This is a genomic window from Sphingobium aquiterrae (assembly GCF_037154135.1).
Lineage (GTDB): Bacteria > Pseudomonadota > Alphaproteobacteria > Sphingomonadales > Sphingomonadaceae > Sphingobium > Sphingobium aquiterrae.
Window position 1 is genome coordinate 110,236 of sequence record NZ_JBANFL010000014.1, and the last position, 19,385, is coordinate 129,620.

Sequence of the window (19,385 nt, forward strand, 5' to 3'; positions counted from 1 at the left end):
CGCCAGCGTCTTGAATCGCCCGGAGCCTTGCGCCGTAACGTGCCTTGTGCGTCGCCTGATGCACGAAACGCTTGTAGAAGAGGGATGGAACCCAGCTGTGAACATCGAGCAGACCGAAATACCCGATGTTGTACGCATCACCCCCCGGCGATTTGGCGACGATCGCGGTTATTTTTCCGAAGTCTTCAAAGAGCAGTGGTTCCGCGAGACTGTTTCGGATGTCGGCTTCATCCAGGACAATCAGTCCCTGTCGGCCAAGGTCGGCACGATCCGCGGCCTGCATTTCCAGACCGATCCCTTCGCCCAGGGCAAGCTGGTGCGCTGCCTTGCCGGTGCGTTGTTCGACGTCGCGGTGGATATCCGCCATGGCTCGCCGACCTTCGGCAAATGGGTCGGTTTCGAGCTGACGCCGGAAAATGGCGAGCAGCTGTGGGTGCCGCCCGGCTTCGCGCATGGCTTTGCGACGCTGAAGCCCGATACCGTCATCCTCTACAAGGTGACGGCGCCCTACAGCCCCGATAACGACGCCGGCCTGATCTGGAACGATCCCGATATCGGCGTCGTCTGGCCGGTCGATCCGGTCGATGTCACGCTTTCCGACAAGGATGTGAAGCTGCCCGGCCTGGCGGAAATGCCGGCCCATTTTGTCTATTCGGCCTGAGATAAGAGGTGAACATGCGGATTATCGTAACTGGCGGCGCTGGCTTCATCGGCTCGGCCCTTGTGCGCCATCTGGTGAGCGACGTGGGGGCGGACGTCCTCAACATCGACAAGCTGACCTATGCCGGCAACCTCGCCTCGCTGAGCCTGATCGAGGATCAGCCCCATTATCGCTTCCTGCAGGCGGATATCTGCGATCGGGAGGCGATGACCAGGGCAATCGAGGATTTCCAGCCCGACCGGATCATGCATTTGGCGGCGGAAAGCCATGTCGACCGCTCGATCACCGGCGCGGCCGACTTCATCCAGACCAATGTCGTGGGCACCTTCACCCTGCTGGAGGCGGCGCGCGCCTATTGGAACGACCTGCCCGCCGACCGGAAGGAGGCATTCCGCTTCCTCCATGTCTCGACCGACGAGGTCTATGGCTCGCTGGGCGACGAGGGGCTGTTCGAGGAAACGACGCCCTATGATCCGTCCTCGCCCTATTCCGCGTCGAAGGCGGCGAGCGACCATCTGGCCGTCGCCTGGCACCGCACCTATGGCCTGCCGGTGGTCGTCTCCAACTGCTCGAACAATTACGGGCCCTATCACTTCCCCGAAAAGCTGATCCCACTGGTGATCCTGAACGCGCTGGATGGCAAACCGCTGCCGATCTATGGCGCGGGGCTCAACGTGCGTGACTGGCTCTATGTCGAGGATCATGCCCGCGCGCTGCACCTGATCGCATCGAAGGGGCAGCTGGGCGAGAAATATAATGTCGGCGGCCGCAACGAGCGTCGCAATATCGACGTGGTGAAGACCATCTGTCGCATCATGGACGAGCTGGCGCCGAAGAACCATCCGCATGAAGAACTGATCACCATGGTCACGGACCGGCCGGGCCATGACGCGCGCTATGCGATCGACGCGACGCGGCTGGAGGATGAGCTGGGCTGGAAGGCGCAGGTCAATTTCGACAGCGGCATCAAGCTGACCGTCCAGTGGTATCTGGAAAACCGCTGGTGGTGGGAGCCGTTGCGCGACGGCGTCTATTCCGGCGAGCGGCTTGGCGTGCTGGCAAAGGCGTGACCATGCGGATCGCTGTGACGGGCAAGGTCGGCCAGGTCGTGACCGCGCTGCTGGAACGCGGCCCCGCCGCCGGCGTCGAGGTGATCGCGGTCGGTCGTCCGGAGCTTGACCTTGCGGACCCGGCATCGGTGGAGGCGGCACTGGCGGAGGCCGCGCCCGACGTGATCGTGTCCTCGGCGGCCTATACCGCCGTCGACAAGGCGGAAAGCGAGCCGGATGCGGCCTTCGCCGTCAATCGGGACGGGGCGGCGGCTGTGGCCGCCGCGGCTGCCAGGCTGGGCGTGCCGATCATCCATCTGTCGACCGACTATGTCTTTCGCGGCGACAAGAATGGCGCCTATGTCGAGGAGGACCCGGTCGATCCCGCCGGCGTCTATGGCGCCTCCAAGCTTGCGGGGGAGGCGGCCGTCGGGGCGGCGACGCCCAATCATGCGATCCTGCGCACTTGCTGGGTCTATTCGCCCTTCGGCGCGAATTTCGTCAAGACCATGCTGCGCCTTGCGGAAACGCGCGACGCGGTGGGCGTCGTCGCCGATCAGCAGGGCACGCCGACCAGCGCCCTGGATATCGCCGACGCGGTGATCGCCGTCGCGTGGCGGATGGTGAATGACGTCGATCCGGCGCTGCGCGGCGTGTTCCACCTGACGGGTTCGGGCGAGGGGACATGGGCCGATTTTGCCGAGACGATCTTTGCCGGCCTTGCCGAGGCCGAGGGCAAGCAGGTGAGCGTCAACCGGATCACCACGGCGGATTTCCCGACACCGGCCAAGCGTCCGGCCAATTCCCGCCTGAGCGGGGCAAAGCTCACCCGCCTTTATGGCGTGACCTTGCCGGACTGGCGCCTGTCCACGCGGCAAGTGGTGGACCGGCTGCTGCGCAAGGAAGACGCACCGGCCTGATCGGCGCGGCATATCGGTGGCGGGGCGCAACGCGTGGCATGGCTCCGGGGTGCGCCCCGGCATGGACTCCAACTGTCGCGAATGTCCTGTCGGCCATCGCAGTGCCGATGCCGTCGGGCAACGGCAGGTCGTCCGTTAAATTGTTGCAATAGTGATGTAATACGCAATCGCCGTGGCTTTCGCTGCGGTGATTTGCGTTAACCTCGCCTTGCCTTTCGTTCGGCTGCCGCTATTTTGCGCCGCAGCATTTCGGTCGATGCCCGCTGGAGTTACGCGTTTATGAACATCACGATGATTGGCTCGGGCTATGTCGGCCTGGTTTCGGGGGCGTGCTTTGCCGATTTCGGCCATGATGTGATCTGCGTCGACAAGGACGAGCGCAAGATCGCCTCGCTGCTGGATGGCAAGATGCCGATCTACGAGCCGGGCCTCGATCATCTGGTGAAGACCAATGTCGCGGGCGGGCGGTTGAGCTTCACCACCGACCTGGCCGAAGGCGTGAAGAATGCCGATGTGGTGTTCATCGCGGTGGGCACGCCCTCGCGCCGGGGCGATGGCCATGCCGACCTCAGCTATGTCTATGCCGCAGCGGAAGAGATCGCCCGGTCGATCACCGGCTTCACCGTCATCGTCAACAAGTCGACCGTGCCCGTGGGCACCGGCGACGAGGTCGAGCGCATCATCCGCGAGACCAATCCGGACGCCGACTTCGCCGTCGTCTCCAACCCCGAATTCCTGCGCGAGGGCGCCGCGATCGACGATTTCAAGCGGCCAGACCGCATCGTCATCGGCAGCGACGATCCGCGCGCGCTTGCCGTGATGCGCCAGGTCTATCGCCCGCTCCACATCAACAAGTCGCCGCTGATCGAGATGAGCCGCCGGGGCGCGGAACTCACCAAATATGCCGGCAACGCCTTCCTCGCGACCAAGATCACCTTCATCAACGAGATCGCCGACCTGTGCGAGAAGGTCGGCGCCAATGTGCAGGATGTCGCGCGTGGCATCGGCCTCGACAACCGCATCGGCGCCAAATTCCTCCATGCCGGCCCCGGCTATGGCGGCTCCTGCTTCCCCAAGGACACGCTGGCGCTGCTCAAGACCAGCCGCGACTATGAAGCGCCGCAGCGCATCGTCGAGACGGTGGTGGCGGTGAACGACAATCGCAAGCGTGCCATGGGCCGCAAGGTCATCGCGGCCATGGGCGGCGAGGTGCGCGGCAAAACCGTCGCGGTGCTGGGCCTCACCTTCAAGCCCAATACCGACGACATGCGCGACAGCCCGGCCATCGCCGTCATCCAGACCCTGCAGGACGGCGGCGCCACCGTGCGCGCCTATGACCCCGAGGGCATGGAGCAGGCCAAGCCGTTGCTCGACAATGTCACCTATTGCGCCGGTGCCTATGACACGATGGAGGGTGCCGACGCGCTCGTCATCGTCACCGAATGGGATGCCTTCCGCGCCCTCGACCTGCCCCGCGTCAAAAGCCTGCTCAGCGAACCCATCATCGTCGACCTGCGCAACATCTATCCCCGAGACATGATCGAAAACGCCGGCTTCACATATCACGCCGTGGGGCGGTGAGCGTGCCGGCGCCCGTCCTCGTCACCGGCGCGGCAGGGTTCATCGGCCATGCCACCGCCCATCGCCTGCTCGACAGGGGGGAGGCGGTGGTCGGGCTCGACAATGTCAACGATTATTACGACCCGGCGCTGAAGGAAGCGCGGCTGGCGACATTCGCCGACCGGCCCGGTTTCTCCTTCCACCGCATGGATGTGTCCGACGCGGACGGGGTTGCCGGGTTGATCCGCGATCACGGCATCACCCGCGTCGTCCATCTCGCCGCGCAGGCGGGGGTGCGCTACAGCCTGCAGAACCCCTTTGCCTATCAGAAGTCCAACCTCCAGGGGCATCTCGCCATATTGGAGGCGTGCCGCCATGCGCCGGGGTTCCAGCATCTGGTTTATGCTTCGTCCAGCTCGGTCTATGGCGACCGGCCCATTGGCGGCGTCGGCTATCGCGAGGATGAGGCGGCTGTCGATCCGGCCTCGCTCTATGCCGCGACCAAGCGCTCATGCGAACTGATGAGCCAGGCCTATGCCAATCTTTATGGCTTTCCGCAGACGGGCCTGCGTTTTTTCACCGTCTATGGCCCCTGGGGCCGGCCGGACATGGCCTATTTCTCTTTCACGCAGAAGATTCTTGCCGGGGAACCCATTGAAATATACGGGGAAGGGCGGATGGCGCGCGACTTCACCTATATCGACGACATTGTCGACGGCATCGTCGGCGCGCTGGACAATGTCCCGGTTCAGGGGAACCATCGCGTACTCAATATCGGCGACAGCCATCCCGTCGGCCTGATGGAGATGGTGCGGACGCTGGAGCAGGCGCTGGGCCGTGAGGCGCAGAAGATCATGCGGCCGATGCAGCCGGGCGATGTCACGGCGACCTATGCCGATGTGTCGGCACTGCACGCACTGACGGGATATCGGCCCAAGGTGATGCTGGCCGAAGGTCTCGGGCGCTTTGCCGACTGGTATCGGGGCTATTACGCGGCGGCCTGAGCCGGGCCGGGAATCATCGGTTGCAGATAGCGTTTGGGGGAAAGAGAGTGAGCGACAAGCCCAGGGTTCTGGTCACGGGCGGGGCCGGCTATATCGGCAGCCATGCGGTGCTGGCGTTGCGCGACGCGGGCTATCCCGTGGTGGTCATCGACAATCTCACCACCGGCTTTTCCTGGGCCGTGCCGGACGATGTACCGCTGGTGGAAGGCGATATTGCCGACCAGCCCTTGGTCGAAGCTTTGCTCAGGGACCATGATGTCGGCGCGATCATGCATTTCGCCGGGTCCATCGTGGTGCCGGAATCGGTCGAGAACCCGCTCAAATATTATCACAACAACAGCGCGAAGAGCCGGTCTCTCATCGAAAGCGCGGTGCGGTGCGGCGTGCCCCATTTCATCTTCTCCTCGACCGCCGCGACCTATGGCATTCCCAAGGAAAGCCCGGTGCGGGAGGACAGCCCGAAGCTGCCGATCAACCCCTATGGCATGTCGAAGCTGATGACGGAGATCATGCTGGCCGACGTCGCCAGGGCGCATCTGCTGGGCTATTGCGTACTGCGTTATTTCAACGTCGCGGGCGCCGATCCCCGTGGGCGCAGCGGCCAGTCGACGGCGGGGGCCACGCACCTCATCAAGGTCGCGGTGGAAGCGGCGCTGGGCAAGCGCAGCCATGTGTCGGTGTTCGGCACCGATTATGACACGCCCGACGGCACCGGCGTGCGCGACTATATCCATGTGTCTGACCTTGCCGCCGCGCATGTGCTGGCGCTGGAGGCGCTGATCGCCGCGCCCGGCACGACGATGACGATGAACTGCGGCTATGGCCGGGGTTTCTCCGTGATGGAGGTGCTCGACGCCGTGGATCGCGTGACCAACATGAAGATCGAGCGGAAGATCGAGGGGCGGCGCGCAGGCGATCCCGATGCGCTGATTTCCGACAATTCGGCGATATTGGCGCGCCTGCCCTGGCAACCCGCCCATGCGGACCTCGACCGGATCGTCACGCACGCTCTTGCATGGGAACGCAAACTGAGCGAACGGCAGCACTCTTAAATCGCCCTGCTATTCCTGGCCGCCGCTTGGGAGTAAGGGGTTAATCTTTCCGCGTCATAAGCGGCCCGAGCATGATCGGGTGGGAGTGCGTCATGGGTGCTGAGTTTGAGGCCGTCGCCGCGCGCGGCGACGTGGAGGGCGCGCTTCGCCAGATCGGCGTGGGAACGCAGCCCGGCGCCCCGGCTCCCGGCATCGCGGTTCTCGTGCCCTGCTATAATGAAGCGGTGACGATCGCGCAGGTCGTGGCCGATTTCCGCGCCGCGCTGCCGCAGGCGAAGGTCTATGTCTACGACAACAATTCGACCGACGGCACCGCGGACATCGCGCGGGCAGCCGGCGCCATCGTTCGCGTCGAGCGCCGGCAGGGCAAGGGCAATGTCGTGCGCCGCATGTTCGGCGAGATCGAGGCCGATTGCTACATCATGGTCGATGGCGACGCGACCTATGACGCGGGCAAGGCGACCGAGCTTGCCGATATGGTGACGCGGCAGGGCTATGACTTCGTGAATGTCGCGCGCGAGCATACGTCGGCGGACGCTTACAGGCTGGGGCATCAGTTCGGCAATCATGCGCTGACCGGCATGGTGCGCTTCTTCTTCGGGCGCGAGACGGCGGACATGCTGTCGGGCTACAAGGGCTTTTCCCGCCGCTTCGTGAAGACCTTCCCGGCGATGTCGAGCGGGTTCGAGACGGAGACGGAACTGACCGTCCACGCCCTGGAAATGCGCCTGCCCATGGGCGAGATTTTCGCGCCCTATCATGAGCGGCCCGTGGGATCGGTGAGCAAGCTCAACACCTATCGCGACGGCGCGCGGATCATCGGCCTCATCTCGCGCCTCATCAAGGACGAGCGGCCGCTCCAGTTCTTCGGCCTCATCGGCCTGCTCGGATGCCTGCTCGGCATGGGCCTGGGCACGCCGGTCGTCATCACCTATCTCAAGACCGGCCTCGTCCCGCGCCTGCCGACCGCCGTGCTCAGCGTCGGCATCATCATGCTGGGTTTCCTCTCGATCTTCACCGGCATCATCCTGGACGCCATCGCCAAGGCAAGGCGGGAAGCCAAGCAGATCGCCTATCTCGCAATCCCGGCGGTGCGGGCGGAGTAGGGGGCGTTTTGTTTGTCGAGGTGGTGCGGGAGGGGGTTCCACTCCTGGATGGCTTGGCCGACAAACAGCCGACAAGGAAACGGTCGGTTTCGACCCATTCTGGACGTTAAGTGCTCTCTTCTCGCGCCTCAATTCGCGGGGTAGACGGGGGTTTAGGTGTTCACCCCTTCGTGCGAACGCGCCATGGCGCGCTTGTAGGCGTCGCGGCCCGTGGTGCGGGCGAGGTAGGCTTGTTCGGCGTCGTCAAGGGTGATGCCGCAGTTCCGTTGGCCCAGGTTCAGGGCGTAGGTCACCGAGATGTCGGCGGCAGTGAAAGCCTCGCCCGCGAGGTAGGGCGAGCTGGCAAGCCGTTGACTGACCAGCTTCAGCCGCTTCTGGAACGACTGCAGACACCAGGTCGCACCCCAGTTCTCCCGCTCGGCCTCGGGTGCGATGAAGCGGCTGACGACGACAGGCATCATCAGGGTCGCGAGGCCGGCTTCGCCGAGGTGCAGAAACTGCTGGTAGGCGGCGAAGTTCGGATTGTGCGGCGCGGGCGCCAGCGGCGTCGGCCCGTAGCGAGCCATCAGGTACTCCATGATCGCGATCGACTCGACCATGACGACGTCGCCGTCCTGGATCGCCGGGATGTAGTCGGCAGGGTTGACCGCCAGGAACTCGGGGTCCTGCTCGGCGGCCAGCATGTCCACCTGCCGCACGCGGTAGGGAAGGCCCATCTCGTCCAGCACCCAGGCGACCCGGATCGATCGCGAGGTCTGTCCGCCCCATACAGTAATCATGCGCCGGCCCTTTCCTTTTGTGACTGAGGATCGACCGTAGCGAACCTTATGTGACCCTGGCACTCCAGGCAGATGCGAAGCTTAGCTTCAGCGAGGTCCGCTTTCCACCCTTGTTCCCCATTCGGCTGCTAGTCGCGTGATCGGTGGTGGCCAGTGGCTCACCCATCGCCAGGGTCTGCGGGGCGTCCACTATCAGTGCGTTTGGGCACCATAGGCAAAGGCTTCGCCATCGATCAGGAATTGCCCGCGACCGGCGTCGAACGTCCACCAGCTGGCGAAAGGCGCGCGCGTGGTCACGGAAAACATGGTGCCGTTGCGGGCAATGTCGAACTGACCGCCACATAGTCGCACGGACACAGGGCCGGACGTCAAGGCGACGTCCGTCTCTTCCCTTTTATAATGGGATGGAGACTGCGCCGAAACCGGTTTGGAAAGGTCGTCGCTGCTGCCTGCATCGCATCGCAACGTCATGGCTGAAGCGGTGAGTTTCCGAACGACGAGGCGCCGCTCATAGGTGATTTCCGGAGACAGGAGCAGTTCGCTATATTCGGTGATGATGCCAACGCCACCGCTCTGCCGGTAAGTGAAGATATTGGCCCCGGGCCATGCCGTCCCACTTGCCGTTGAAACACCCTTCTCGCCCTTGAGGATCAGAGGCCCCTTGAGCATCGAAGTGGTCGCGCCGTCGATTTTCTCACCCAGTTTACGGAGGATCGCGGCGTCCATCTGTTGCCCGCCGCGCGAGGACAGGCAGAGTTGATAGGCCGGCTTGCCGGGCCGTGCGGGGTCTTGTGCCATTGAGGTGCAGGCCTGACGCTGGTCGTTAACCAGCCAGGCGGAAAACATCGTTCCGGCGGGCACGATGGCCGGGCGCGGGCCATCTATGGACAGCGGCGCGTCGATGGTGCCGGCCAACTGTTTGAAAGTCGCAGTTTCGCTATACAGCACGGCTCCCGCGGCGGCCCCGACCGTTGCCAGGGATGGCGATGCCTCCACGCGCGGCGCCATCCAGATCGCCGTTGCCTCCATTTCGGGCAGGCTCCTGCTGATCCTTATGCTGGTCTTTTGGCGCCCCGCCTCTGCCGCGGAAGGCAACAGGGCAAGGATGCAGAAGGAAAGGAAAAACCTGTTCATGGGAGCCCTTCGCCACAGTCAGACAAGAGCTTGCTGCTATCGGCCAAGGATGAATATTCAATTTCCCTTCGCGCATTCTTCCCACGATTGTCTCGCCCATCTCCATGACGGGCGTGCTGCCCCGGCGGATTTTTTACGGGGTGAGGGCTGTTCGCCGATGGTCCGGCATCGCCCTGCCGCGCTTCGCCTTGCGCCAAGAGCATATAGAAAAAGGCCCGGCTGCGTGAGCAACCGGGCCTCCTTCATGGCCTGAGAAAGGGATCAGGCGCTGTAGTACATGTCGAATTCGACCGGCGAGGGGGCCATTTCCCAGCGATACACTTCGGGCCACTTCAGCTCGATATAGGCGTCGATCTGGTCCTTGGTGAAGACGTCGCCCTTCAGCAGGAACTCATAGTCTGCTTCCAGGCTGTTGAGCGCTTCACGCAGCGAACCGCAGACGGTGGGCACCTGGGCCAGTTCTTCCGGCGGCAGGTCGTACAGGTTCTTGTCCATGGCGCCGCCCGGATGGATCTTGTTCTCGATGCCGTCCAGGCCGGCCATCAGCAGGGCTGCATAGCACAGATAGGGGTTGGCCATCGCGTCGGGGAAGCGGAACTCGACGCGCTTCGCCTTGGTGCCGGCACCATAGGGGATGCGGCACGAAGCCGAGCGGTTGCGGGCCGAATAGGCCAGCAGTACGGGGGCTTCGAAGCCCGGCACCAGGCGCTTGTAGCTGTTGGTGGTCGGGTTGGTGAAGGCGTTGAGCGCCTTGGCGTGCTTGATGACGCCGCCGATGAAATACAGGCACATGTCGGACAGGCCGGCATAGCCGTCACCGGCGAAGAGCGGCTTGCCGCCGTCCCAGATCGACATGTGGGTGTGCATGCCGGAGCCATTGTCCTGCGCGATCGGCTTGGGCATGAAGGTCGCGGTCTTGCCATAAGCCTGCGCCACCATCTGCACGACATATTTGTAGATCTGCATGCGGTCGGCGGTCTGCACCAGCGTGCCGAAGGTCAGGCCCAGCTCATGCTGCGCGGCGGCGACCTCATGGTGATGCTTGTCGCAGGGCAGGCCCATTTCGAGCATGGTCGAAACCATCTCCGCGCGGATGTCGGTGCAGGGATCGACCGGCGCGACGGGGAAATAGCCGCCCTTGGCGCGGGGACGATGGGCAAGGTTGCCGCCTTCATATTCCTTGCCGGTGTTGGTCGGCAGCTCGATATCGTCGATCTTGAAGAAGGAGCCGGCATAGCCGTTGTCGAAGCGGACGTCGTCGAACATGAAGAATTCGGCTTCAGGGCCGACATAGATGGTGTCGCCGAAACCGGCCGACTTGACGAACGCCTCGGCGCGCTTGGCGGTCGAGCGTGGGTCGCGGGTATAAAGCTCGCCGGTGTCGGGCTCCACGATGTCGCAGAACAGGATCATCATCGGCGTCGCACTGAACGGATCGATATAGACGGCGTCCAGATCGGGCTTGAGGATCATGTCCGACTCGTTGATGGCCTTCCAGCCCTCGATCGACGAACCGTCGAACATCAGGCCCTGGGTCAGCTCATCCTCGCCGATGACGCCCGCGCACATGGTGAGGTGCTGCCACTTGCCCTTGGGATCGGTGAAACGGACATCGACCCACTCGATCTCCTTTTCCTCGATCATCTTGAGAATGTCTTTGGGCGTGTTCGCCATGGTCGCTTACCTTCCTTGTTCTTTGCCCCCGCGGGCGTAGGTGGTCCATATTATTCCGCCGGCCGGAGCCGGCATGAAAAACGCATGTTGAGAGCAGCGCTTCCCCCGCTGCTCAGATCGCGTCGTCGTCGCGCTCGCCGGTGCGAATGCGCAACGCCGTCTCGACCGGGTAGACGAAGATCTTTCCGTCGCCGATCCGGCCGGTCTGCGCGGCGGCGGCAATCGCCTCCACCACGCGCTCTGCCAGACCGTCCTCCACGACGATCTCCAGCTTCACCTTCGGCAGGAAGTCCACGACATATTCGGCGCCACGATACAGCTCCGTATGTCCTTTCTGCCGGCCGAATCCCTTGGCCTCCGTCACAGTGATGCCGCTTACGCCGACATCGTGCAGCGCCTCTTTCACCTCATCCAACTTGAATGGTTTGATGATGGCTTCGATCTTCTTCATCAGGCTTCCAACCCCCGTGGCGACGTGTTGCGCATGACAGCCTAGCGCACTGCGCCCTTCCTTCAAAGCTCCAGCGAGACGCGATCCCGCTTCGTGAACAAACAATAACCGTGCCAGTTGCCGACTCGGCACAAGACCTTCGGCGATGCAGCAATATTTGTCCAGAATGCACGGATTTGAGGCAATTTCGATGTGCTGCGCCTATTTTTTGGGCAGGATATCCGGACCGGCACGCGGTGACGCAAAACGGCCGCTCCATCCGGGGATGAAGCGGCCGTTGTTGACACCCTTGGCATGATGGGAGTCATGACGATCTTTATGAGGCCAATGCTGGCTCCAGACTATCGGGATCGCCTCCTGGGGGAGCGCCTCCGTCAGCCAAGATAGGGCGGCGCGTCCAGCCCCTGCGGGCTCTTGGTGAAGATCTCGCAGCCGGTTTCGGTGATGCCGATCGAATGTTCGAACTGGGCGGAGAGCGAGCGGTCGCGGGTCACGGCCGTCCACCCGTCTTCCAGCATCTTCACCCCGGGCTTGCCGATGTTGATCATCGGCTCGATCGTGAAGAACATGCCGGGCCGCAGCTCCGGGCCGGTGCCGGGGCGGCCGACATGCACCACTTCCGGGCTGTCGTGGAACACACGGCCAAGGCCATGGCCGCAAAAGTCGCGCACCACGCCGTAGCGGTGCTTTTCGGCATGCTTCTGGATGGCATGGCCGATGTCGCCCATCGTGTTGCCGGGCTTTGCCTGCTCGATGCCCAGCATCAGGCATTCATAGGTGACTTCGACCAGGCGCTTTGCCTTGATCGGCGGTTCGCCGACGATGTACATGCGGCTGCTGTCGCCATGCCAGCCATCGACCATCGGCGTCACGTCGATGTTGAGGATGTCGCCGTCCTTCAACTCGCGGTCGCCGGGAATGCCGTGGCAGATCACCTGGTTGAGCGAGATGCAGCAGCTGTGCGTATAGCCGCGATAGCCCAGCGTCGCGGGCACGCCGCCGCCGTCGATCGACATGCGGCGCACGATGTCGTCCAGCTCGCCGGTGGTGACGCCCGGCACCACATGGGGCACCAGTGCGTCCAGGATCTCGGCGGCAAGGCGCCCGGCCTTGCGCATGCCGGCAAAGCCGGCCTCGTCGTGCAATTTGATCGCCTGGCTGCGGGCCAGCACATTTTCGCTGGTGGTGGTGATATAGGTCGTCATGCTGTTGATATAGTCGCTGCAACCCGGCATGGCGAGACCCTTGATCGCTCCGGGGATCGCTCCGGGGCTTCAGGCGGCAACACCGGCTGCGGGAATGCGCATGGAGGGACGGCATATGGCTTTGGAAGGCGGATGTGCATGTGGGGAGGTGCGCTATCGTGTCGATGCGGCGCCGATCCTGGTGAACAATTGTCATTGCACCTTGTGCCAGCGGCAAAGCGGCGGGGATTCCGCGGTCAACGCCTTTGTGGAAACCGAGCATGTCCTGCTCCTCTCGGGCCGGTTGACCGAGCATGATGTGCCGACGGGCAGCGGCAAGCGGCAGACGATCATGCGCTGCGCGACCTGCGGCACGGCGGTCTGGAGCCATTATCCGCGCATGGGCCGCTTTGGCGCGGGCCTTCGCGTCGGGACGCTGGACGATCCGTCGGCGCTTCGGCCCGATGCCGCGATCTTCGTGGCGGACCGCATGCCATGGGTACGCTTGCCGGAAGGCATTCCCGCGTTCGAGACGACCTATCGCCCATCGGATATCCTGCCGCCGGACCGGGTGAAGCGGCTGGTGGCGCTGGTCGCGCTGGCGGATCGGGCGGCATGAGCGACCGTGTGTGGACCGCCGCGCTGGTCGTGATCGGCGACGAGATCCTGTCCGGCCGGACGCAGGACAGGAATGTCGCGCAGATCGCCTCCTGGCTGAACGTGCAGGGCATCCGCCTGAAGGAGGTGCGCGTGGTGGCCGACGATCAGGACGCTATCGTGGAAGCGGTGAACATCCTGCGCGCGCGGCACGACTATCTGTTCACCACCGGCGGCATCGGGCCGACCCATGACGACATCACGGTGGATGCCATCGCCGCCGCGCTTGGCGTGAACGTGATCGTCCATCCCAGGGCGCGGGCGGTGCTGGAGCATTATTATGCGATGCGGGGCGGGCTCACCGAGGCGCGGTTGCGCATGGCGCGGGTGCCCGATGGCGCCGACCTGATCGAAAACCGCATGTCGGGCGCGCCCGGCATCCGCCATGGCAATATCTTCATCATGGCCGGCGTGCCGCATATCACGGCGGGCATGCTGGAAAGCCTGACGGGAACGCTGGAAGGCGGGTTGCCCCTGATCTCGCGGCAGATCGGCTGCTGGGTGCCCGAAAGCGAGGTCGCCGACCTCCTGGGCACGATCGAGCGCAGCCATGAAGGGTGCCAGATCGGCAGCTATCCCTTTTTCAGGGAAGGGCGCGTGGGCGCCAATTTCGTCGTGCGCGCCACCGATGCCACGCTTGTGGACGGCTGTATCGCGGACCTCAGTTCAGCCCTGGAATCCGTTGGCTGGCCAGTGGTGACGGACGGTATCTGAGGGGCGGCATCCCGCCGGGGCCGCGCGATGGCTGGCCCCGGCGGGATATCGGATCAGCGAGAGGCCGTCTGGACAGGGTGGACCTGGCCCAGCGCATTGTCCGTCGCCCTGTTGTAGCAGTGCCGATAGTCCCTGAACTCCCGCATGCCGAGCGAGTCCTGGTGATCGCACACGCTCCGGGCGGCAAGATTGATCCGGTGCTGCAGCGTCGCGCGCCCCTTGGCGGTGGACAGGCGCAGATCGGAAATGTCGATTTCCATGGATCGCGTCGTGGTGCCGGCCTTGGGATCGTGCGTGACGACGAAGTCGTCCTGGGCCAGGGCAGGGGTGGTGACGCCCAGCGTCAGGACGGCGAGCAGCGCTGCGGCTCGGGACGAGCGGCGAGAGATAGGCATTGGCATCCTCCTGGCGAAGCCGGCATTGCGCCGGTCCTCAATCTTCAAAACCCGCGGCCATTTGGGCACGGGATCGAATATATGAGCCGCTATCCCGATGCTTTCAAGCCGGGATCGGTCGCCCTGCCGCCCTGGCGGAACGGGCTGTTGCGCGGCAGCATGGGGGATGTCGCGCTCGCGCCCGCCCAAAATGCCTTTTGCGTGACGGCGCGTTCCATATCGGCTTTTTGCCATGTCATGCCGACTGCTGAACTATTCATGACCATGAACATCTGTTTCTGGACCTGATATGCCAGGTGTTATGGCTGATTGATCCTGTTGCCGAAATATCCTGCAAGATATCTAGTAGAAATTCTGCGAAGAATAGGCAGGATTTACGGGCATGAAGCCGCAGAGATGCGCGGTTGGGGAGGGTATATCGCCCATTCCATGGAACGCCGCGACCTCTGTCTGCTGGTTTCAGCCCTTTACGGATCGCTGCAAGGCTGACCTCAAGGGCGGAGGGGCAGGGCTTTCCGCGCATGTTTCGCGCATGCGGCGGCCGCGCTTTCGCACCTGCGCCATGCCGGAAATTTTTGCGGCCCATGATCGACAGGCCGGGTTCGGCCCGCGCGGCGTGCCTTCGGGCGCGGCGCACCCTTCCCCGGCCGTCCAATTCCATGCCGGTCGCCACGCTCGTCGTCATGGGTGGCGGGTTTGGCGGCGAGGATCGTTTGTTTCGGATGTCCAGATTTCACGAAACGGCAACGGACGGGAAATGAAGGGCAGGTGTCGGGGGCACGGCTCCACCAACAGAACAAGAAATCATAAAAAGATCAGGGCGAGGCACGGGAGAGGCAGGGAGAAAGCAAAGGGGAACATAATGAAACATTTGGGTACGATTTCTCTTGGCGCGCTGGCGATGGCGCTTTGCGTGCCGGGCCTGGCACAGGCGCAGGACAGCGCGCCGCAGGCGCCTACCGAGGGCGAAGATACCATCATCGTCACCGGCACGCGCACCACGGGCTTCAAGGCGTCCGACAGCCCGGCGCCGATCCAGGTTCTGGGCAACGACGTGCTGAAGCGCACGGGGCAGCCCGATCTGGTTCAGAGCCTTGCGCAGAACCTTCCGTCCGTGCAGGCGCAGGCGTTCGGTAGCGACCTTCAGGCGCATAACCTGCAGATGAAGCTGCGCGGCCTCAGCCCCAACCACACGCTGATCCTGGTCAATGGCAAGCGTCGCCACGGCACGGCGAATGTGGGCGTTGCGGGCGGTCCCTATGGCGGCAGCGCCGCGCCGGACATCAGCTTTGTCCTGTCGGATTCGATCGACCATGTCGAAGTGCTGCAGGACGGCGCAGCGGCGCAATATGGCACGGATGCCATTGCCGGCGTCATCAACTTCATCCAGAAGAAGGCCGATCATGGCGGCTCGGTCAATGTGACCGGCGGTCAATATTTCGATCAGGGCGGCAAGACATACAGCGTTGCGGGCAATATCGGCCTCGCGCCGTTCGAGGGCGCCTATCTGAACATCACCGCGGAAAAGAAGCGCAAGGGCTTCAGCTTCCGTGGCGACGTCAACCCGCAGGTCTATGGCGATAACGCGACCGCAAAGGCCTATCTGGCGAAATATCCCGGCATCGCCAACCTGCCCTATTATCCATATACCAACCGTATCGAGGGCGATCCGCAGATCAACCAGACGGTCGTCAGCTACAATGCCGGCTATGAATTCGGCAATTTCGAAGTCTACAGCTTCGGCAGCTATGGCCACAAGCTGGCGCGCGCGAATGAGAATGTCCGCACGCCCGACGTGATCGTCAGCAGCACCGGCGTGCCCCTCTATCCCAACGGGTTCCAGCCGCTGGAACGCGTCGATGAGACGGATTATTCCATTACCGGCGGTTTCAAGGGGCTGATCGGCGAGACGACGTTCGACCTGGCCTCCACCTATGGCCGTGACGAGGTTGGCGTCTATGTCGAGAATTCAGGCAACGCCCAGCTCTATCGCGACACCGGCTTCACCCCCACCTTCTTCCACAATGGCGATTTCATCGCCAGCCAGTGGAGCAACACCCTCGACCTGACCCATGCGTTCGACGTCGGTTTGGCCGGGGACCTGAACGTCGCGGCCGGCCTAGAATATCGCCGCGAGACCTATGAGATCGTTGCGGGCGATCCGGCGTCCTATTATGGCGGCGGCGCGCAATCCTTCTTCGGCTACAGCCCGAACGACGCGGGTTTCCACAAGCGCACCAACTTCTCGCAATATCTCGATATCAGCGTGAAGCCGACGGACAACTGGCTGATCGACGGTGCGGTCCGTCATGAACATTATAGCGATTTCGGCGACACCACGGTGTTCAAGCTGACCAGCCGCTATGATTTCTCGACGGCTTTTGCGGTTCGCGGCACGGTGTCCACGGGGTTCCGTGCGCCGACCTTGGGTGAAGGCTTCTATTCGGGCATCAACGTCGGCCCGAGCAGCATCTCCGGCGTGTTGCCGTCAAACGATCCTGCTGCGGCACAGCTGGGCTTTGGCGGCCTGAAGCCCGAGAAATCGACCAACTTCAGCTTCGGTTTCGTGGCCAATCCGGCGCCGAAGCTGACGATCACCCTGGATGCCTATCAGATCCAGATTCGCGACCGGATCGTCATCTCCAGCTCCTTCTATGGTTTCCGCGGACAATATTGCCCGGCGGGTTACAAGGAATCCGGCGCGTTCGATGCCAGCCGCTGCGTCACCTACAATGCCAACGACTATCTGCTCTACAACCAGAACGCCGTGCTGGCGGCGACGGCGGGCGCGCTTGGCGGTGAAATCCCGTCCTATGTGCTCACCAACCTTCAGGGCACGCGGAATATCGACGGCACGGTCGCGGTGCAGACCTTCGTCAACGGCGTGAAGATGCGGACGCGCGGCATCGACTTCATGGCGTCCTATTCCAGCGATTTCGGCAATCTCGGCACGGTCGACTGGACGCTGGCGGCGAACTACAATGCCAACAAGGTCCAGGGGATCAACGCCCTGCCTTCGGCGCTGTTCGTTCACCCCACGGATGCCTCCAAGTCCGCCCTGATCGACAAGTACAGCGTCGTCCAGCTTGAGCATAGCACCCCCAAGGTCCGCGTGACGGGCGGTGCCTATTGGAGCTGGGGCAAGTTCAGCATGAACCTGCGCGAGAGCTTCTACTCGTCGGTTTACTCGCTGGGCTCGACGCCGGGCAACAGCCCGCTGAAGGGCGCCGACGTCAGGAGCTATGTGAAGAGCGCGTTCATCACGGACCTTGAACTGGGCTATCAGATCGCCCCGCCGCTGAAGCTGTCGATCGGTGCGAACAACCTGTTCAACAAATATCCGACGGAAACCTCCTATGAGGATATTCGCGAACCGCAGCTGATCTCCGGTTCGCGGAGCTATTCTTCCAACCTGTATCCGTCGATCTCGCCCTACGGGATCAACGGCGGCTATTATTATGGCCGTATCGCCTTGAAGTTCTGAGGATAATGGCGGGAGGCCGGGGCGATTGCGTCGCCCCGGCCTTTTGCTGTCCAATGGAAACCGGAAAGACAAAATATGGTGGGGCTTTCTCACCGTCTGGCGACGGTTGACGATATTCCGGCGCTGGAGACTGTCGTGAACCTGGCGATCGGTCAGCTTCAACAATCCTTCCTTACCGCCGGGCAGATTGCGGCGAGCCGCGCCTTCATGGGGCTGGACAAGCAGTTGATCGCCGACGGCACCTATTTCATCGTAAAACGGGACGGCGTGCCGGCAGGCTGTGGCGGGTGGAGCCGGCGGGAGACGCCCTATGGCCATGACACGACCCCCGGCCGCGACGACCGGCTGCTCGATCCGGCGCGCGAGCCCGCGCGGGTGCGTGCCATGTATACCCATCCCGATCATGCCCGGCAGGGCATCGGGCGGCGCATCCTGTCGCTGTGCGAGGCGGCTGCGGCCGCGGAGGGCTTTACGCGGCTGCAACTTTCTTCGACACTTTCGGGCGCGCCTTTATACCGGGCTTGCGGATTTATCGACCTCGTTCGTTTTGAAGATAGCGGCGTGCCGCTGATCACCATGGAAAAACAACTCCAGTTGCAGGTTCCCCATTAATGTCGATGATGATGACATGCGGCGTTACGCCCCTCGCGGCCGCCGCCGATAGCCCGTTCGCCAGCCGGCCGTTCACCAGCAGGGAGACCCGCTGATGGATTGGGCGCATCTTTCCACCCTTGGGATTCCTCTGACGGCGATGCTCGCGGCGGGGCTGTTCGCCGGCTTTGCGGCCGGCATCTTCGGGATCGGCGGCGGCTTCGTGGTCGTGCCGGCCCTGTTCGTGGTGCTGCCCTTGCTGGGCGGCACGCATGACGGCATCGCCCATGTCGCCATCGGCACATCGGCGGCGACCATCATCGTCACCTCCATCCGGTCGCTGCTGGCGCATGCCAAGCGCGGCGCGGTGGAGTTCGAGATATTGAAGAGCTGGGCGCCGTGGATCATCCTTGGCGACGGTGTCGGCGTGATGCTGGCCGGCCATGTCGATGGCAAGGTGTTGACGATGATCTTCGCCATCGGCGTGTTCCTGATGTCGCTCAACTTCCTGCTGCCCAAGGTCGGCGGCAAGGTGATCAGCCAGGACATGCCCTCCGGCATGGTCCGTGTCGGCATTGCCGGCGGGCTCGGCACCTTTTCCGCGCTGTTGGGCATTGGCGGCGGCACGATCGCCATCATGGTGATGACGCTGTGCGGCCGCTCCATCCACCGCGCGATTGCGACCGCCTCCGGGATCGGGACGCTCATCGCCATTCCCAGCGCCATCGGCTTTGCGATCATCGGCCTTGGCGCGCCCGGCCTGCCCTGGGGGTCGCTCGGCTATGTGAACATCCCCGCGACGCTGGCGATCGCGTCCATGTCGATCCTGACGGCGCCGCTGGGTGTCGCCGCCGCGCACAGCCTGCCGCCCGGCCTGCTCAAGCGGATTTTCGGTGTCTATCTCGTCATTATCGCCTTTGTGATGTTCAAGAACGCCATCAAGATGTGATCTGATCCGGGTTCGCTCTGC

Annotated in this window: 19 protein-coding genes; 13 read left to right on the forward strand and 6 right to left on the reverse strand. The window is 63.4% G+C overall.

All coding sequences use genetic code 11. From position 1 onward, the window contains the following. The first annotated feature begins 97 nt into the window (after positions 1 to 97). The 7 genes from rfbC to WFP78_RS15810 all read left to right on the forward strand — a co-directional run bounded on the left by rfbC (position 98) and on the right by WFP78_RS15810 (position 7,352). Positions 98 to 661, forward strand: coding sequence for a dTDP-4-dehydrorhamnose 3,5-epimerase (gene rfbC, locus WFP78_RS15780; protein ID WP_336964333.1), 564 nt, complete (start codon positions 98 to 100; stop codon positions 659 to 661). A 14-nt stretch (positions 662 to 675) separates the two neighbouring features. Next, positions 676 to 1,731: a dTDP-glucose 4,6-dehydratase gene (rfbB, locus tag WFP78_RS15785; RefSeq protein WP_336964336.1), complete on the forward strand. Its 1,056-nt coding sequence runs from the start codon at positions 676 to 678 to the stop codon at positions 1,729 to 1,731. A 2-nt stretch (positions 1,732 to 1,733) separates the two neighbouring features. Next, positions 1,734 to 2,630 (forward strand): dTDP-4-dehydrorhamnose reductase, encoded by an 897-nt coding sequence (rfbD, locus tag WFP78_RS15790; protein WP_336964339.1) that lies wholly within the window; start codon positions 1,734 to 1,736, stop codon positions 2,628 to 2,630. Between the two features lie 279 nt (positions 2,631 to 2,909). Beyond that, complete coding sequence (locus WFP78_RS15795) at positions 2,910 to 4,211, forward strand: UDP-glucose dehydrogenase family protein (RefSeq protein ID WP_336964340.1); 1,302 nt, start codon at positions 2,910 to 2,912, stop codon at positions 4,209 to 4,211. A gap of 2 nt (positions 4,212 to 4,213) precedes the next feature. Beyond that, the gene (locus tag WFP78_RS15800; protein ID WP_336964343.1) at positions 4,214 to 5,194 is read left to right on the forward strand and encodes an NAD-dependent epimerase/dehydratase family protein; all 981 of its coding nucleotides are present in this window, start codon (positions 4,214 to 4,216) and stop codon (positions 5,192 to 5,194) included. A gap of 47 nt (positions 5,195 to 5,241) precedes the next feature. Next, positions 5,242 to 6,246 (forward strand): UDP-glucose 4-epimerase GalE, encoded by a 1,005-nt coding sequence (gene galE / locus WFP78_RS15805; protein WP_336964346.1) that lies wholly within the window; start codon positions 5,242 to 5,244, stop codon positions 6,244 to 6,246. A gap of 92 nt (positions 6,247 to 6,338) precedes the next feature. Continuing rightward, a complete protein-coding gene (locus WFP78_RS15810; RefSeq protein WP_336964349.1) occupies positions 6,339 to 7,352 on the forward strand; it encodes a glycosyltransferase family 2 protein in 1,014 nt (337 codons plus the stop codon). A gap of 152 nt (positions 7,353 to 7,504) precedes the next feature. On the opposite strand, the gene WFP78_RS15815 is transcribed toward WFP78_RS15810, so the two are convergent. The 5 genes from WFP78_RS15815 to map form a co-directional block, all read right to left on the reverse strand. Next, positions 7,505 to 8,131: a glutathione S-transferase family protein gene (locus WFP78_RS15815; protein ID WP_336964352.1), complete on the reverse strand. Its 627-nt coding sequence runs from the start codon at positions 8,129 to 8,131 to the stop codon at positions 7,505 to 7,507. Between the two features lie 192 nt (positions 8,132 to 8,323). Beyond that, positions 8,324 to 9,160 carry a hypothetical protein gene (locus tag WFP78_RS15820; protein ID WP_336964355.1) on the reverse strand — a complete coding sequence of 279 codons (837 nt, stop codon included), beginning with the start codon at positions 9,158 to 9,160 and terminating at the stop codon, positions 8,324 to 8,326. A gap of 366 nt (positions 9,161 to 9,526) precedes the next feature. Next, positions 9,527 to 10,939, reverse strand: coding sequence for a type I glutamate--ammonia ligase (glnA, locus tag WFP78_RS15825; RefSeq protein ID WP_336964358.1), 1,413 nt, complete (start codon positions 10,937 to 10,939; stop codon positions 9,527 to 9,529). A gap of 112 nt (positions 10,940 to 11,051) precedes the next feature. Continuing rightward, positions 11,052 to 11,390, reverse strand: a complete 339-nt coding sequence (locus WFP78_RS15830) for a P-II family nitrogen regulator (protein WP_336964361.1) — start codon at positions 11,388 to 11,390, stop codon at positions 11,052 to 11,054. A gap of 374 nt (positions 11,391 to 11,764) precedes the next feature. Next, complete coding sequence (map, locus tag WFP78_RS15835) at positions 11,765 to 12,595, reverse strand: type I methionyl aminopeptidase (RefSeq protein ID WP_336964420.1); 831 nt, start codon at positions 12,593 to 12,595, stop codon at positions 11,765 to 11,767. A 115-nt stretch (positions 12,596 to 12,710) separates the two neighbouring features. Between map and WFP78_RS15840 the strand changes: the two genes are divergently transcribed. Together WFP78_RS15840 and WFP78_RS15845 are read left to right on the forward strand one after the other, a co-directional pair. Further along, positions 12,711 to 13,193 carry a GFA family protein gene (locus WFP78_RS15840; protein WP_336964363.1) on the forward strand — a complete coding sequence of 161 codons (483 nt, stop codon included), beginning with the start codon at positions 12,711 to 12,713 and terminating at the stop codon, positions 13,191 to 13,193. Continuing rightward, positions 13,190 to 13,945, forward strand: coding sequence for a competence/damage-inducible protein A (locus tag WFP78_RS15845; RefSeq protein WP_336964366.1), 756 nt, complete (start codon positions 13,190 to 13,192; stop codon positions 13,943 to 13,945). The genes WFP78_RS15840 and WFP78_RS15845 overlap by 4 nt, the downstream gene beginning before the upstream one ends. Before the next feature lie 53 nt (positions 13,946 to 13,998). Here WFP78_RS15845 and WFP78_RS15850 read toward each other — a convergent pair whose 3' ends face one another. Then, positions 13,999 to 14,340: a UrcA family protein gene (locus WFP78_RS15850; protein WP_336964369.1), complete on the reverse strand. Its 342-nt coding sequence runs from the start codon at positions 14,338 to 14,340 to the stop codon at positions 13,999 to 14,001. A gap of 81 nt (positions 14,341 to 14,421) precedes the next feature. Between WFP78_RS15850 and WFP78_RS15855 the strand changes: the two genes are divergently transcribed. The 4 genes from WFP78_RS15855 (at position 14,422) to WFP78_RS15870 (ending at position 19,364) form a co-directional block, all read left to right on the forward strand. Beyond that, positions 14,422 to 14,628, forward strand: a complete 207-nt coding sequence (locus WFP78_RS15855) for a hypothetical protein (protein ID WP_336964372.1) — start codon at positions 14,422 to 14,424, stop codon at positions 14,626 to 14,628. 574 nt (positions 14,629 to 15,202) lie between these two features. Next, a complete protein-coding gene (locus tag WFP78_RS15860) occupies positions 15,203 to 17,824 on the forward strand; it encodes a TonB-dependent receptor plug domain-containing protein (protein WP_336964375.1) in 2,622 nt (873 codons plus the stop codon). Between the two features lie 75 nt (positions 17,825 to 17,899). Beyond that, positions 17,900 to 18,436, forward strand: a complete 537-nt coding sequence (locus tag WFP78_RS15865) for a GNAT family N-acetyltransferase (protein ID WP_419722982.1) — start codon at positions 17,900 to 17,902, stop codon at positions 18,434 to 18,436. Between the two features lie 94 nt (positions 18,437 to 18,530). Next, complete coding sequence (locus WFP78_RS15870) at positions 18,531 to 19,364, forward strand: sulfite exporter TauE/SafE family protein (RefSeq protein WP_336964378.1); 834 nt, start codon at positions 18,531 to 18,533, stop codon at positions 19,362 to 19,364. Positions 19,365 to 19,385 lie beyond the last annotated feature (21 nt).

Excerpts from the sequence above, each read along its gene's own strand:
- rfbB (WP_336964336.1), top strand. The coding sequence starts at position 676 with ATGCGGATTATCGTAACTGGCGGCGCTGGCTTCATCGGCTCGGCCCTT.
- rfbD (WP_336964339.1), top strand. The coding sequence starts at position 1,734 with ATGCGGATCGCTGTGACGGGCAAGGTCGGCCAGGTCGTGACCGCGCTG.
- WFP78_RS15795 (WP_336964340.1), top strand. The coding sequence starts at position 2,910 with ATGAACATCACGATGATTGGCTCGGGCTATGTCGGCCTGGTTTCGGGG.
- WFP78_RS15810 (WP_336964349.1), top strand. The coding sequence starts at position 6,339 with ATGGGTGCTGAGTTTGAGGCCGTCGCCGCGCGCGGCGACGTGGAGGGC.
- WFP78_RS15815 (WP_336964352.1), bottom strand. The coding sequence starts at position 8,131 with ATGATTACTGTATGGGGCGGACAGACCTCGCGATCGATCCGGGTCGCC.
- WFP78_RS15820 (WP_336964355.1), bottom strand. The coding sequence starts at position 9,160 with ATGGAGGCAACGGCGATCTGGATGGCGCCGCGCGTGGAGGCATCGCCA.
- glnA (WP_336964358.1), bottom strand. The coding sequence starts at position 10,939 with ATGGCGAACACGCCCAAAGACATTCTCAAGATGATCGAGGAAAAGGAG.
- WFP78_RS15830 (WP_336964361.1), bottom strand. The coding sequence starts at position 11,390 with ATGAAGAAGATCGAAGCCATCATCAAACCATTCAAGTTGGATGAGGTG.
- map (WP_336964420.1), bottom strand. The coding sequence starts at position 12,595 with ATGACGACCTATATCACCACCACCAGCGAAAATGTGCTGGCCCGCAGC.
- WFP78_RS15840 (WP_336964363.1), top strand. The coding sequence starts at position 12,711 with ATGGCTTTGGAAGGCGGATGTGCATGTGGGGAGGTGCGCTATCGTGTC.
- WFP78_RS15845 (WP_336964366.1), top strand. The coding sequence starts at position 13,190 with ATGAGCGACCGTGTGTGGACCGCCGCGCTGGTCGTGATCGGCGACGAG.
- WFP78_RS15850 (WP_336964369.1), bottom strand. The coding sequence starts at position 14,340 with ATGCCTATCTCTCGCCGCTCGTCCCGAGCCGCAGCGCTGCTCGCCGTC.
- WFP78_RS15855 (WP_336964372.1), top strand. The coding sequence starts at position 14,422 with ATGAGCCGCTATCCCGATGCTTTCAAGCCGGGATCGGTCGCCCTGCCG.
- WFP78_RS15860 (WP_336964375.1), top strand. The coding sequence starts at position 15,203 with ATGAAACATTTGGGTACGATTTCTCTTGGCGCGCTGGCGATGGCGCTT.
- WFP78_RS15865 (WP_419722982.1), top strand. The coding sequence starts at position 17,900 with ATGGTGGGGCTTTCTCACCGTCTGGCGACGGTTGACGATATTCCGGCG.
- WFP78_RS15870 (WP_336964378.1), top strand. The coding sequence starts at position 18,531 with ATGGATTGGGCGCATCTTTCCACCCTTGGGATTCCTCTGACGGCGATG.